At 71.2% G+C, this 13,964-nt stretch carries 11 protein-coding genes; 6 read left to right on the top strand and 5 right to left on the bottom strand.

Annotated features, from left to right (window positions below; translation table 11 throughout):
- The first annotated feature begins 56 nt into the window (after positions 1-56).
- The 3 genes from LLS1_RS17565 (at position 57) to LLS1_RS17555 (ending at position 3,483) form a co-directional block, all read left to right on the top strand.
- On the top strand, positions 57-458 hold the full coding sequence (locus LLS1_RS17565; protein ID WP_226657562.1) for a hypothetical protein: 402 nt from the start codon (positions 57-59) through the stop codon (positions 456-458).
- 17 nt (positions 459-475) lie between these two features.
- A complete protein-coding gene (locus tag LLS1_RS17560; protein ID WP_226657560.1) occupies positions 476-2,449 on the top strand; it encodes a M13 family metallopeptidase in 1,974 nt (657 codons plus the stop codon).
- Between the two features lie 122 nt (positions 2,450-2,571).
- Positions 2,572-3,483 (top strand): serine hydrolase, encoded by a 912-nt coding sequence (locus LLS1_RS17555; protein WP_223358889.1) that lies wholly within the window; start codon positions 2,572-2,574, stop codon positions 3,481-3,483.
- Between the two features lie 25 nt (positions 3,484-3,508).
- Here the strand turns inward: LLS1_RS17555 and LLS1_RS17550 are convergent, their stop codons facing one another.
- From LLS1_RS17550 to LLS1_RS17530, 5 genes are all read right to left on the bottom strand, one after another.
- A complete protein-coding gene (locus tag LLS1_RS17550) occupies positions 3,509-4,567 on the bottom strand; it encodes an NAD-dependent epimerase/dehydratase family protein (protein ID WP_226657558.1) in 1,059 nt (352 codons plus the stop codon).
- Positions 4,568-4,651: 84 nt separating this feature from the next.
- Positions 4,652-7,228 (bottom strand): bifunctional lysylphosphatidylglycerol flippase/synthetase MprF, encoded by a 2,577-nt coding sequence (locus LLS1_RS17545; RefSeq protein ID WP_226657556.1) that lies wholly within the window; start codon positions 7,226-7,228, stop codon positions 4,652-4,654.
- 116 nt (positions 7,229-7,344) lie between these two features.
- Positions 7,345-8,733, bottom strand: coding sequence for a glycine--tRNA ligase (locus LLS1_RS17540; protein ID WP_226657554.1), 1,389 nt, complete (start codon positions 8,731-8,733; stop codon positions 7,345-7,347).
- Positions 8,734-8,824: 91 nt separating this feature from the next.
- Positions 8,825-9,451: a GNAT family N-acetyltransferase gene (locus LLS1_RS17535; protein WP_226657552.1), complete on the bottom strand. Its 627-nt coding sequence runs from the start codon at positions 9,449-9,451 to the stop codon at positions 8,825-8,827.
- A 20-nt stretch (positions 9,452-9,471) separates the two neighbouring features.
- Entirely contained in the window at positions 9,472-10,773 is a 1,302-nt protein-coding gene (locus LLS1_RS17530; RefSeq protein WP_226657550.1) for a glutamyl-tRNA reductase, read from the bottom strand.
- Between the two features lie 113 nt (positions 10,774-10,886).
- Between LLS1_RS17530 and hemE the strand changes: the two genes are divergently transcribed.
- Genes hemE through LLS1_RS17515 form a run of 3 tightly spaced genes read left to right on the top strand, consistent with a single transcriptional unit; the run spans position 10,887 to position 13,946 of the window.
- Positions 10,887-12,038, top strand: a complete 1,152-nt coding sequence (gene hemE / locus LLS1_RS17525; RefSeq protein WP_226657548.1) for a uroporphyrinogen decarboxylase — start codon at positions 10,887-10,889, stop codon at positions 12,036-12,038.
- Positions 12,035-13,621, top strand: coding sequence for a protoporphyrinogen oxidase (gene hemG / locus LLS1_RS17520; protein ID WP_226657546.1), 1,587 nt, complete (start codon positions 12,035-12,037; stop codon positions 13,619-13,621). Before hemE ends, hemG begins: the two co-directional genes overlap by 4 nt.
- Before the next feature lie 19 nt (positions 13,622-13,640).
- A complete protein-coding gene (locus tag LLS1_RS17515) occupies positions 13,641-13,946 on the top strand; it encodes a hypothetical protein (RefSeq protein ID WP_223358897.1) in 306 nt (101 codons plus the stop codon).
- The last annotated feature ends 18 nt before the right edge of the window (positions 13,947-13,964 follow it).

Raw genomic sequence — 13,964 nt, 5'->3', positions numbered from 1 at the left:
GCACCACCGGCAGCACCGCGCCGGCATCACCGGCGTCAGCACCACAGGGGGATCCCATGCGTTTCACCACGCCCCAGCAGAAGGCGATCGTCATCGCCGTCCTGATCGCCGTCGACCTCGCGCTGATCTCCCTGTTCGACGCCCTGCACTCCGAGATCGGGTCGATCGCGCTCACCGTGCTGCAGACCGCCGGGTGGTATCTCGTGACGCGTGTGTTCCGGGGGCCGGGGGAGCCGCTGCAGGCCGCCCGGCCGTGGTGGCGGATGACCAACCGCCCGCTGCTCTCGGCGGTCTTCGGCGCCCTCTACGGCGTCTCGGCGGTGGCCAATGCGATCTTCTCGTTCGCCGGGTACGGCAGCCTCTCCGGGTGGGTGTCGATCCTCGGACAGGCCGTGCTCGCCGCGCTCTTCCTCACCTCGGCGAGCCGCCTGCGCGCCCTGGCCCGCGTCCCGGCCTGAGCCGTAGGCTGGTGGGCATGACGCTCGCCTCCGGTATCGCTTCCGACGAACTCGACCCCACGATCCGCCCGCAGGACGACCTGTTCCGGCACGTCAACGGCAAATGGATCGACCGCACCGAGATCCCCGACGACAAGGCGCGTTGGGGCTCGTTCATGGTCCTGGCCGAGCAGTCGGAGGCTGCGGTCCGCGAGATCATCCAGTCCGCTCAGTCGGCTCCCGAGGGCACGGAGGAGCGCAAGTTCGGCGACCTGTTCGCCAGCTTCATGGACGAGGAGCGGGTGGAGGCGCTCGGCATCCGGCCGATCGAGGCCCAGCTGGCGCTCGCGAGCGACGTGAGCTCGATCGGCGAGCTGCTGCAGACGCTGGGCCGGCTGGAGCGGCACGGCGTCGGCGGCTTCTACCAGCTGTTCGTCGACAACGACCCGGGCGACCCGGAGCGCTACCTCGTCTTCGCCGAGCAGGGCGGCATCTCGCTGCCCGACGAGTCCTACTTCCGTGAGGAGCGTTTCGCCCCGGTGCGGGAGGCGTTCGTCGCCCACATCCAGCGCCTGTTCGAGCTGGCCGAGATCGACGACGCCCCGGCGCGAGCGCAGCGCGTGTTCGACCTCGAGACCGAGATCGCGGCCCAGCACTGGGACAACGTGACCTCGCGCGACTCGGAGAAGACCTACAACCTGTTCAGCTGGGCCGACGCCGCGGCGCTGTTCGCGGGAGGCGGAGGCGACCCGGCGGCCTCCCTCGACGAGTGGGCCGTCGCGCTGGGGGCTCCGGAGGGCGCCCTCTCGGAGCTCGTGCTGCGTCAGCCGTCGTTCACGTCCGGCGTTGCCGGCCTGCTCACCGAGTCGCGGCTCGAGTCGTGGAAGGACTGGCTCGCGTGGCAGATCATCCACGGTGCGGCGCCGTACCTGCCGGGCGACTTCGTGGACGCCAACTTCGACTTCTACGGCCGCACGCTCACCGGCACACCGCAGATGCGCGCCCGCTGGAAGCGCGGCGTCTCGCTGGTCGAGGGGGCGATGGGGGAGGCCGTCGGCCGCATCTACGTCGAGAAGCATTTCCCGCCGGCCGCGAAGGATGCGATGGACGACCTCGTCGCGAACCTCATCGAGGCCTACCGCCGGAGCATCCGCACGCTCGAGTGGATGGGCGAGGAGACCCGCGACCGCGCACTCGACAAGCTCGAGAAGTTCACGCCGAAGATCGGCTACCCGGTGAAGTGGCGCGACTACTCCGCGCTGCCGGTCGACGCGACGGACCTGGTCGGCAATGTGCGCGCCGCCGCGCTGTTCGAGTTCGACCGCGAGCTCGGCAAGATCGGCAAGCCGCTGGACCGCGACGAGTGGTTCATGACCCCGCAGACGATCAACGCCTACTACAACCCCGGGTTCAACGAGATCGTGTTCCCGGCGGCCATCCTGCAATACCCGTTCTTCGACGCGGGCCGCGACGCCGCCGCCAACTACGGCGCGATCGGCGCGGTCATCGGCCACGAGATCGGCCACGGCTTCGACGATCAGGGTTCCAAGTTCGACGGAGACGGCAAGCTCGAGGACTGGTGGACCGCCGCCGACCGGGCCGCCTTCGAGAAGCGCACCGGCAGCCTGATCGAGCAGTACAACGCGCTGGCACCGGCGCAGGTGCCCGAGCACCACGTGAACGGCGCGCTCACCATCGGCGAGAACATCGGCGACCTGGGCGGCCTCGGCATCGCGTGGAAGGCCTACCTGCTGTCCCTCGACGGCCAGGAGCCGCCCGTGATCGACGGCCTCTCCGGCGCGGAGCGGTTCTTCCTCTCCTGGGCGCAGGCATGGCAGCAGAAGGGCCGGGACGCCGAGGTGATCCGCCTGCTCGCGATCGACCCGCATTCGCCGAACGAGTTCCGCTGCAACCAGATCGTGCGCAACATCGACGCCTTCTACGACACCTTCGGTGTAGCGGAGGGCGACGCGCTCTGGCTCGACCCGCAGGAGCGCGTCACCATCTGGTGAGGTCGGCGCGTGCGTCGCCGATCGGTGACGCACGTGTCCCCTGATCGGGGTAGCATCGACCCCACGCGGGTTCGGGGGGACCGCGCGAACCGCACCACTCTCGCAGGAGAAACCCGAACCACGTGACGATGCAGATCCAGGAGTCCGAGCGCCGCCGGCGCCACGCCACCGCCCGTCGGGCGCGCCACCGGGGACCGGCCGCACCCGACGACGCCTTCTCGCGCAGTTTCAACAGCCTCGGTCAGCTCGCCCTTCAGGGCGTGCAGGTCTCGGCGCGCGCGACCGACCTGACCACCGGCGCGGTGCTGTTCTCGGTGGACGATCACGTCGTCATGCCGACGGCGAGCATCGGCAAGGTCCTGCTGCTGGTGGAGGTCGCCGCGCGCCTCCAGTCGGGCCAGCTGAGCCCGCTCGCGCAGCTCGACCGCCTGCCACAGGACGCCGCCGGCGATTCCGGGATCTGGCAGCACTTGCAGGTCCCTGCGCTCCCCGTGACCGACCTCGCCGCCCTCGTCGGCGCGACGAGCGACAACCTGGCGACCAACGTCCTCCTCCGCCGGGTCGGTCTGGAGGCGGTGAGCGCCCGAACGGAGGCTCTCGGCCTGACGCGCACCGCCCTCCTCGACCTGGTGCGCGACCATCGCGGTCCGGATGACGCACCGCAGCTCTCGGTCGGCAGCGCGAACGAGCTGACCTGGCTGTTCTCGTCGCTCGCGCGGGGCGAGATCGTGGATGCGGCGACCAGTCAGCGGGTCATCGGCTGGCTGTCGCTCAACAGCGACTTCTCGTTGGTGTCGAGCGCGTTCGGCCTCGACCCGCACGCGCACCGTCACGCCGAGCACGGCATCCTCCTGGTCAACAAGACGGGCATCGATGTCGGCGTCCGCAGCGAGGTCGGCGTCCTGCGCGGTCCGCGCGCGGGCGTCACCTATGCCGTCTCGACCTACTTCGACGATTCCGATCTGCAGGACCGTCTCACCGTGATCGACGGGCTGCGCACGGTCGGCATCGATCTGCTGGAGTACGTGTTCTGATGCCCCTCGGTGGGGCGCGCCGCGGTCAGCGCGCCGCCAGGAAGGCGTCCTCCGCCGCATAGTCGAACCAGCCGTCCTCGGCCGCCCGCGTGGCGAGCCCGGGGAACGCGCTCGTCCAGTCCTCCTGCCTCCGCTCGGCGGCCTTCACCTCGCGCACCGCCCAGTCGACCGCGGCGGCGACCGCCTCCGCGTATCCGACCTGCTGCCGGTAGCCGAGTTCGACCTTCGCCGCCGCCATGCTGAGCAGCAGCGGATGCGCTACGGTCCACGGGGTGCCGCCGACGCCGTCCTGGGGAGGTCCGGGGAACGCGTCCACCTCCACGTCGCGGCCGAGGGCGCGGTAGACGGCCCGGGCGATCTCGGCGACGCTGAAGCCGTCCTCGTCCACCGCGTTGAGCACGCGCCTGCCCGGCTGCTCGGCGCACAGCGTCACGAGTTCGGCGATGTTGACGGTCGAGGAGGTGCTGAAGCGGTTGGCGCCGCTGTCGGAGAGCACCACGCGGTCGCGGTCGTCCAGCGCCCGCTTGATGAAGTACCACTCCCGCAGGGCCGGGCTGAACGGGCCGTACACGGCTCCCGGGCGCAGGATGCTGACGGGAAGGTCGTCGACGGCGAGAAGGGTGCGCTCGAGGGCCGCTTTCAGCGGGGAGTAAGTGCGCTCGGCGTTGTCCACGGTCGGGTCGGTCTCGCGAAGCGGCAGCGGGTAGTCGGGGAAGTCCTCCGGGCCGGTGACGGTGTCGAGGTAGCCTCCGTCGCGCCCCGTGTAGACCGAGCCGGTCGAGATGACGACCAGCGAGCCGACATCCCCCGCGAGCCGGGCCAGCTGCTCCCCGTGCCGGGGCTCGTACGCGACAGTGTCCAGCACCAGGTCGTGTCCGCGCGCCCGTTCGACGAGCGCGTCGGTGTCGTCGCGGTCGAGGCGGATGCTCGTCACGTCGTACTCCGTGAGCTCGGTGTCGCCGTGGTGCTCGCCGCGGTGGGCGACGAGCACCGACCAGCCGTCCGCTGCCAGTCTCCGTGCCGCGGCGGATCCGATCTGTCCCGTGCCGCCGATGATCATGGCCGTGCGCGTGGTGTCCGACATGCGCCCACCGTACGCCGGCCTGCCTGCCCGCGGCCGTGTGGACGGGGCCGATCTGCTCAGCGCAGACGACGCAGCGCAGACGGTTCAGCGCAGGATGGTGCGGGCCAGTGCGACGTACTCGCGCGCGTTGGCGTCGGGCAGGTAGGCCTTGCCGATCGCGTTCCCGATGGCCGGGAGCGCCATCGGGTCCGCGTACGCCATGAAGATCGTCTCGTACGTCGGATTGAACTTGCTCTTGAACCTGAACAGGGAGGCGAACCCGTAGGCGGGCTCGAGCGTCCGGGCGAGGAAGCCGAGCAGGCGGTCCATCGCGTCGGGCTCTCCGGGCTCCTCGTCGGGTGCGAGCGGTTTGCTCGCGAGGGGAGCGCCCGAGAGGCTGAGCGTCTCCACACCGTCCTCGCGCATCCGCAGCGCCGCCGACGCGATGATGAACTCCATGATCCCGGGGATGCTCTCGTCCGCCCGTCGCATGAAGTCGATCGTGTAGGCGACCACCCTCCCGTCGCGCCAGGTCGGCAGCCAGCTCGTCACGGCCTGCAGACCGCCCACGGGGTCGAACGCGAGGAAGAGACGCACGTCCGGGTCCTTGAGCTCGGCCATGCCGCCGAGCGTGAACCCCATCTCCGGCAGCTCCTTCTCGGCCACCCACTGCTCGCTGATGGAGGCGATCTGGGTCTGGTGCAGCGGGGGCAGGTCGTCCCAGGTCGACCAGACGGTGGTGATGCCCTCTTTGAGCCCGCGGTTGTGCGCCTGCCGTACCTTCTGCCACGGCTTGCCCGCCATGTCGAAGGTCTGCGGGTGCATCAGCGTCTCTTCGCCGACGGAGACCGACTGCCAGCCGAGGGAGTCGAACACGGGCAGGTACGCACCGTGGATGCTGTAGAACACGGGCACCCAGCCGTTGGCGTCGCAGAACCCGATGAACTCGATGATCGCGCGCTCGGCGCGGTCGGGGCGGCACACCGGGTCGGAGAGCGTGATCGCGATGCCGTTGATCACCCGGTAGGCGACCGCCGCGTCGTTCTCCTCGCTGAACCAGTAGACGTTGCCCGGCCAGGTGCCCATGAAGCCGAGCGTGCCTCCTCCGCCCGCCCGCAGCAGCTCACGGAAGTGCAGCTCGTCGCCGACGGTGCGGCCGGTGGACGTCGCGCGGTAGAGCCGCATGGTCGCGACCACGAAGATCAGCCAGAACACCGGCCCGACCCACTGATAGAGCACGATCACCGCGGGTGCGGTCGGCACGATCACCTGCCCGAGCACCGACTCGAATCCGGACGGGACGAACCGCCGGAGGGTCGAGGCGAAGACGTCGCCGATGGTCGCGTCGGGCACGAACTCGACCAGGGAGGCGAGCCCGGCGATGAGGTACGCGACGCCCAGGAGCACGAACGACGAGACCACCAGGAGGGTGAACCGCACGACGGACTCCCGCGGCGCCCGGATCTGGAACTGCCGCCGGGTGGCGATCAGCAGCACGATCGACGCCAGCGGCACGACGATCACCGCGAGCACCCACGCCAGCGCCTCGATCGCCGGGGCGAGGGCGTCGATGCCGTCCACGTCGATGCGGAGGTCGCCGTCGGGAAGCGCGGTGAACGGCAGCACGATCATGGCCGCGTTGACCACGATGCCCAGGATGAGCGCGAAGTGGCGCCCGCGGCGCAGACCGATCGCCGTGACGAGCAGGAGCACCAGCGGCAGCAGCGTGAGCAGCAGCGGCCCGATGCCCTGTACCGACACGACCGCGAGCTCCAGGCGGCAGTTGGAGGTGTAGACCTGGTCGCACTGCTGGAGCACGGTCGCCGTGTCGAGCTGCTGGTGCTGGAAGAGCGTCGCGATGAACGAGAAGGGGCCGAGGCCGCCCGGCGGGAGCAGGGCCACCAGTGGTCCGAGGGCAGTGATCGCGACGATCGCCGCGACGAGATTGCGCGTCTCGCCGTGGGAGCTGCGCCGGATGCGCTGGATGCGACCGCCGCGCAGGATCGCCCCCAGTGCCAGTCCGACGAGCGCGGCGATCAGCCGGTACACGTTGTTCTGGTCGCCGTTGTAGAGCACGAATGCGAGTACGGTCGCGAAGGTCAGGAGGCGGATCCGCCGACGCCAGAGTGCGGACGCGAAGGCACTCGCGGTGATGAGCGCACCGACGATCCCGATGGTCGGGTCGAGTGTGAAGTCGAACTCGGTGGCTGTCGCCCACAGCTCGCCGACGCTCGCGGCCGCACACTGGCCGACGACGCCCAGCGTGATGCCGACCACCCCCGTCACCAGGAACGCGAGGGAGGCGCGCAGCGTCCCGAGCAGTCGCTCGGCGACCGCCATCAGCGTGAGCGCCAGCACGAGGGCGACGACGAGCTGAGCGACGTCCTCCGGGACGAACAGGGCCGTCAGCGGCGTCCACCAGAACCCGCCCTGGATGGTCGTGGTCACCCCGGCCGCCCAGACGAGGGCGGTCCCGCTGTCGGCCGCCGGGCTCCACATCGTGCCCGTGACGATGGATGCGGCCAGCACGACGACGGCGAGCACGATGCTCGCGGGCGCGACCCGGGCGAAGCGGCTCAGGGCGACCCAGAAAGCGGCGGGCGGCGTTCGGCCGCGACCGGGCTCCGCGGGCGCCTGCTCGGCGTCCGCTCGTCGCTCGCTCGCGGTGGGGGCGCTGCTCATGCTCGCTTCCGGTCGTCGACGGACGAGCCCGGTCGGGCTCCTGAAGACGAGTATGGCCTGACGAGCGGCGCCCGCCTACCCGCCGACCCGCTCGTCGCGTGTCGACGGGCGGATGATCAGATCTCGCGCAGGCGCTCCGCCAGGTATCGGTCGAGGCCCTCGAGCGGGATGCGCTCCTGCTTCATCGTGTCGCGGTCGCGCACGGTCACGGCGTCGTCCTCCAGCGAGTCGAAGTCGACGGTGACGGCCAGCGGAGTGCCGATCTCGTCCTGACGGCGGTACCGGCGGCCGATGGCGCCCGAGTCGTCGAAGTCCACGTTGCGGCGCTGACGCAGGCGGTCGGCCAGCGAGCGCGCGAGCGGCGAGAGTGCCTCGTTGCGGGAGAGCGGAAGTACGGCGACCTTCACCGGCGCGAGGCGCGGGTCGAGGTGCAGCACGGTGCGCTTGTCGGTGCCGCCCTTGGCGTTCGGCACCTCCTCCTCGTCGTACGCGTCGACCAGGAACGCCATGAGCGCGCGCGTGAGGCCGAACGACGGCTCGATCACGAAGGGCACGTACCTCTCGTTCTTGTTCTGGTCGAAGTAGCTCAGGTCTTTGCCGGAGTTCTCGATGTGCGTCTTGAGGTCGTAGTCGGTGCGGTTGGCGACGCCCATGAGCTCGCCCCACGCGTTGCCCGCGAACTCGAACTTGTACTCGATGTCGATGGTGCGCTTCGAGTAGTGCGCCAGCTTGTCCTTCGGGTGCTCGAAGCGGCGGATGTTCTCCGGGTCGATGCCGAGGTCGACGAACCAGTCCCAGCACAGGTCGATCCAGGTCTGGAACCACTCCTCGTCGGTGCCGGGCTCGACGAAGAACTCGATCTCCATCTGCTCGAACTCGCGGGTGCGGAAGATGAAGTTGCCCGGCGTGATCTCGTTGCGGAAGGCCTTGCCGATCTGGCCGATGCCGAACGGCGGCTTCTTGCGGGCCGTCTGGAGCACGGCGGCGAAGTCGGTGAAGATGCCCTGGGCGGTCTCGGGGCGCATGTAGTGCAGGCCGGACTCGTCGTCGACGACGCCGAGGTAGGTCTTCATCAGTCCGGAGAACTGGCGGATCGGGGTCCACTGGCCGACCTTGTCCGGGTGGTCGGGGTCGGCGATGTCGTCGAGGCCGTTCGCCGGCGGGTGGCCGTGCTGCGCCTCGTACGCCTCGAAGAGGTGGTCGGCGCGGTAGCGCTTGTGGGTGATGAGCGACTCGGTCAGCGGGTCGCTGAACACCTTCACGTGACCCGACGCCTCCCATACCGCGGTCGGGAGGATGATCGCGGAGTCGAGGCCGACCATGTCGCCGCGGCCGCGCACGAAGCGGTTCCACCACTCGCGCTTGATGTTCTCCTTGAGCTCGACGCCGAGGGGGCCGTAGTCCCACGCCGAGCGCGTTCCGCCGTAGATGTCACCGGACGGGAAGACGAATCCGCGGTGCTGAGCCAGCGTGATGACGGAATCCAGCTTCGACGTGGCGGCCATGGTGCTCCCTGTTCGTGGGGTCGGTGCGGAGGGTGGAGAAGTCCGCAACCATCCTAACGAGGATGCGCAGGTGCCCGCGCCGGGCCGTCGGTCAGCGGGAGCGCCACTCCTGCTCGAGCAGGGCGTAGACGGCCGTGTCGGACCACTCGCCCTTGAAGATCTCGGTCTCGCGCAGGAGGGCCTCCTGCCGCATGCCGATGCGCTCGCACAGCCGGGCCGACGCCTCGTTGCGGGCGTCGAGCTGGGCGAACACCCGGTGGGCGCCGAGGGTGTCGAAGCAGAGGCCGAGGATCGCCTCCGCCGCCTCGCTGGCGAAGCCGTTGCCGTGGAAGGCGGGATGGAACACCCAGCCGATCTCGAACTTGCCCCATGCCGCCGACTTCAGGAACACGCTCATGTCGCCGATGACGCGGCCGTGGCCGCTATAGGGGTCGGGCAGCTCCACCGCGTAGACGATGCCCTCGCCGTCCTTCTCGAGGCGGTTCATCGCGATCCGCTTGCGCAGGTGCTTGGCGGACTCCTCGTGGTCGTGCACCTCCCAGTAGAGGTAGCGCACGACGTCCTTCAGCTTCTGGTAGGCGTGCACGTCGTCGAGATCGCCCGTGTTCAGAGGGCGCAGGAGCAGCCGCTCGGTGCGCAGCTCCTGTGCGGCGTAGGGGAGCCCCGTCGCGCCATGCGGCTCGACGGTCTCGGTGGGGGCTGCGGCGTCGTCGCTCACGGGTCCTCCGGTCGGGGTGGTCAGGATGCGGCCGTCTCGTCGTCGACGGCGCTCAGTCGCGGCCGCGCGGCGGCGGCCTCGATCTCGAGACCGAACAGGGCTGCGGCGCCTGCGACGAACGCGTCGGCGTCGCCGCTGCGCGCGAGCTCGCGCGCTCGCACGGACGGGGTGTGGAGGAGCACACCGGCGAGGTGGCGCAGTGCGACCTCCGTCTGCTCGTCGGCACCACGCGAGCGGGCACGCTCGATCTCGGCGTCGAGCACGTCGAACACGTGCTTGCGGAGCGCGACCAGCGCCGGCGTCACGGCCTGCTCGGCGGTCTGGGCGGCGAACTCCGCGGCGGCCTTCCCGACGATGCTGCGGGCGTCGTCTGCGGCCGAGAGCTCCTCGAGGGGAGCGTGGATGCTGATGGTCTCGAGGTCGAGCAGCTCCACGCCGTCGAGCTCGGCGACGGCCGGGTCGACGTTGCGAGGGAGGCCCAGGTCGACGACCAGGCGGCGCTCGGCGGCCCCGGGCTGCGCGAGTGCGTCGGCCAGGAGTTCACGGGTGAGCACGTAGTCGGTGACCGTGGTGCAGGTGACGACGAGGTCGGCCCGGGCGAGGGCCTCGAGCAGTCCGCCCTCGACGACGGGGCGCACGTCATGCGACAGCGCGAACTTCGCGGCGCGTCCCGACGCCGAGTGGACACGCACGTCGTCCGCGCCCTTGTCCCGCAGCGCGGCGAGGCTCGCACCGGCGTACTTGCCGGTGCCGACGAGCAGCACGCGGGTCTGCGACCAATCGCTGATCCGGCTCTCGGCCAGGTCGAGCGCCAGGCGGACCATCGAGCGGCCGGCGGTCATGATGCCGGTGCGGTTCTTGACCCCGCGGGAGGTGCGGGAGGCGACCTGGAACAGGCGCTCCAGGTCGCTGGTGACGGTGCCGGAGGCGCGGGCCGACTCGAGCGAGCGGCGCACCTGACCGGCGATCTCGCCTTCGCCGACGACGACGGACTCGAGGCCGCTGGAGACCGCGAAGAGGTGCTCGGCGACCGAGTGGTCGCAGTACACGGTGCTGGAGGTGCGCAGCTCGTCAGCGGGGATGCCGCTCGCGGCGCTGACGGCGTCGATCACGGTCTCCGACGAGACGGCCCGCGCGGAGGGCAGCGGGTCGTCGATGTCGAGGTAGGCCTCGAAGCGGTTGCAGGTGGCGACGACGACCGATCCGGCGACGAGCTCGCTGTGCTCCGCGAGCGCCGCGGTCACGGCCGGCGCGGAGCGCTCGAGCCGTTCGAGGAGGTCGAAATCCGCCGTGCGGTGGCTCGACGAGAAGCAGAGAAGCACGGGCGAAATCCTACGCTCGACGGCGACGAACCTCGAATCGGCGGGGACTCCCCGGCCGTCGGGCGCGCCTATTCCCGGGGTATTGGCAGATTCGACCCTGGCAGAATCAGGGGGTGACCGCACTCGCCCCCGCCCACCCCCTCGCCGCCGGCCGCACGACCTCCAGCCGTCTCGTCCGCGCCTACCAGGGCGACCGCCCCGAGACGACGCCCGTCTGGTTCATGCGCCAGGCCGGCCGCTCCCTCCCGGAGTACCGGGAGCTGCGCGTCGGCACCCGCATGCTCGACGCCTGCCTCGACCCGGCGATGGCGAGCGAGATCACGCTCCAGCCGGTTCGCCGCCACGGCGTCGACGCCGGCATCTTCTTCAGCGACATCGTGGTGCCGCTGAAGCTCGCCGGCGTGGAGGTGGAGATCCAGCCCGGCAAGGGGCCGGTCTTCGCGCACCCCGTGCGCACGGCGGCCGACGTCGATCGGCTCACTGCCGTCGACCCGGCCGCGCTCGGCGACGACGTGTTCGCACCGATCGCCGAGGCCGTGCGGCTCACGATCGCCGAGCTGGGTGACACCCCCTTGATCGGTTTCGCCGGTGCGCCCTTCACTCTGGCCGCCTACCTGGTCGAGGGCGGACCTTCCAAGGACCACATCCGCGCCCGCACGCTCATGCACGCCGACCCCGACGCGTGGGCGCGCCTCATGGCGTGGGCCGCGGACATCTCCGGCGCGTTCCTGCGCGCGCAGGTGCTCGCCGGGACGAGCGCGGCGCAGCTCTTCGACTCCTGGGCGGGCTCGCTGTCCCTCCACGACTACGTGCAGCACGTCGCCCCCGCCTCCGCCCGGGCGCTCTCGCACGTGCGCGACCTGACCTACGCGGTGCCCGGAGCTCCAGCGGCGTCGGACGACCTCGCGGCGCCCGTCGAGCCGGAGACCCGCAACGTCCCGATCGTCCACTTCGGCGTCGGCACCGGCGAGCTCCTCACGGCCATGCACGATGTCGGCGCCGACACCGTGGGCGTCGACTACCGCATCCCCCTCGACGAGGCGAGCCGCCGGCTCGGGCACGTGGTGCCGTTGCAGGGCAATGTCGACCCGGCCATGCTCGACGCTCCGTGGGAGGTGCTGGAGGCGCACGTCGACGATGTGCTCGAGCGCGGCCGCGACGCCCCCTCCCACGTCCTCAACCTCGGCCACGGCGTCCCTCCCGAGACCGACCCGACCGTGCTGACCCGGTTGGTCGAGCACGTGCACGGCTGGCGGCTCGAATGAGCGACGACGCGCTCGCCGACGAGATCCGGCACGCGGTCGAGGCGCCGCCCACTCGTATCGTCGTGATCGGCGGCGGCGTCGCCGGGCTGGTCGTGGCGCGTGAGTGCGCCCGCCCCGGGTTCGAGGTGACGGTGCTGGAGGCGTCGGAGCGCGTCGGCGGCTCGGTCGCCCCGCTCGACCTCGACGGACTCACCCTCGACGCGGGTGCGGAGAGCTTCGCCACCCGCGGCGGGCACGTCGCCGAGCTGATCGAGGAGCTCGGCCTCTCCGGCGACGTGGTCCAGCCGAACGCCGCCGGCGCGTGGGTGCGGCACGGCCGCCGTTCCGTGCCGCTTCCGAAGGCCGGCCTCCTCGGCATCCCGAGCTCCCCGCTGGCGCGCGACGTCGTCGCCGCGGTCGGATGGGGCGGCGCCCTCCGCGCCTACCTCGACCGCCTCACCCCCGTGCTGAAGATCGGTCGGGAGAAGCGGCTCGGTACGCTCGTCCGCTCCCGGATGGGCGCGAAGGTCCTCGACCTCCTCGTGGCTCCGGTCGTCACCGGGGTCTACGCCGCCGCGCCCGACGACCTCGACGTCGACGTGGTCGCCCCCGGCCTCAATGCCGCGCTCACCCGGCTCGGCTCGCTTTCCGGCGCCGTCGGCGAGCTGCGCTCCGCCGCGAAGGCGGGCAGCGCGGTCGGCGGCATCCGCGGCGGCATGTGGCGCCTCCCAGCAGCGCTGGCCGAGGACATCGCGTCACGCGGCGGGACGATCCGGCTGCACGCTCCGGTCGCCGCGATCGACCCCTGGGCGGCGCCGAGCGGCCAGGAGCAGGCGGCGGAGGCCGTCGAGGCCGCCCTGGCGGGCATCCTCGCCGACGAGCTCGAACTCCCGACGCCGACGGTCGTCGGCGACGCCGACCGCCCGGCGCGCTGGAGCGTCCGACTCGCCGACGGGGAGCGGATCGACGCGGATGCCGTCGTGCTCGCCGCCCCCGCAGATCCCGCGCTCGCCCTGCTCGCGACCGCCGACGATGCACTCGGCGACCTCGCCGGGCTCGAATGGCCGGCTTCCTCGAGTGTGGAGCTGGTCACGCTCGTGCTCGCCGACGACCGCCTGGCCGCGGCTCCGCAGGGCACCGGCGTGCTGGTCGCCGACACCGCCGACGCGGACGTGACCGCCAAGGCGATGACCCACTCCAGCGCCAAGTGGGCGTGGGTCGCGGAGGCCGCCGGCCCCGGCCGCCACGTCGTCCGCCTCTCGTACGGTCGCGCCGGCCGTCCCGCCGAGTCGCGCGAGCTCGACGATGCCGCGCTGCGCGCTCTGGCCGTCGCGGACGCCGGCCGGCTGCTCAATATTCCGCTCAGGGAATCCGACCTGGTGGCATTCGCCCGGACCCCCTGGACGAACGCCCTCCCCTATGCAACAGTGGGGCAGCGGGACCGCATCCAGCGGGTCCGCGACGCAGCCGAAGCCGTCGAGGGCCTCGAGGTTACGGGGTCCTGGCTGACGGGCACCGGACTGGCCTCGGTCGTCCCGGACGCCCGCCGGGCGGCCGAGAACGCACGGGGTCTACGCTGGAAGGCACTGACCGACAACCTGTAGGCAGAGCAGAGGGAGCCACATGCGCGGAAAGATTCTCTTCGTCACGGGTGCGGCCGTGGGCTACGTGCTCGGCACGCGCGCCGGCCGCAAGCGCTACGAGCAGATGAAGTCGGCCGCGACCAAGGTCTGGGAGTCTCCTGGCGTGCAGAAGCAGGTGCACGCCGTGGAGGACTTCGTGGCCGAGAAGGTCGGGGAGTTCCCGGAGACGGTGTTCGTCACCGTGAAGAAGTTCGTCGTCCGCGCCAACGAGCGCCGCCGCGAGGCGCGGGAGACCTACCCTTCGCCCGCCGCGGAGGCCGCGCTGCGGGCCGAACGGGACGCCTGAGAGCGGCGACCGGAAGGG

It is taken from the genome of Leifsonia sp. LS1, from assembly GCF_020521355.1.
Taxonomy (GTDB): domain Bacteria; phylum Actinomycetota; class Actinomycetes; order Actinomycetales; family Microbacteriaceae; genus Leifsonia.
Note: the sequence above shows the minus strand (reverse complement) of the source record. Positions and strands in the feature narration are given on the sequence as shown.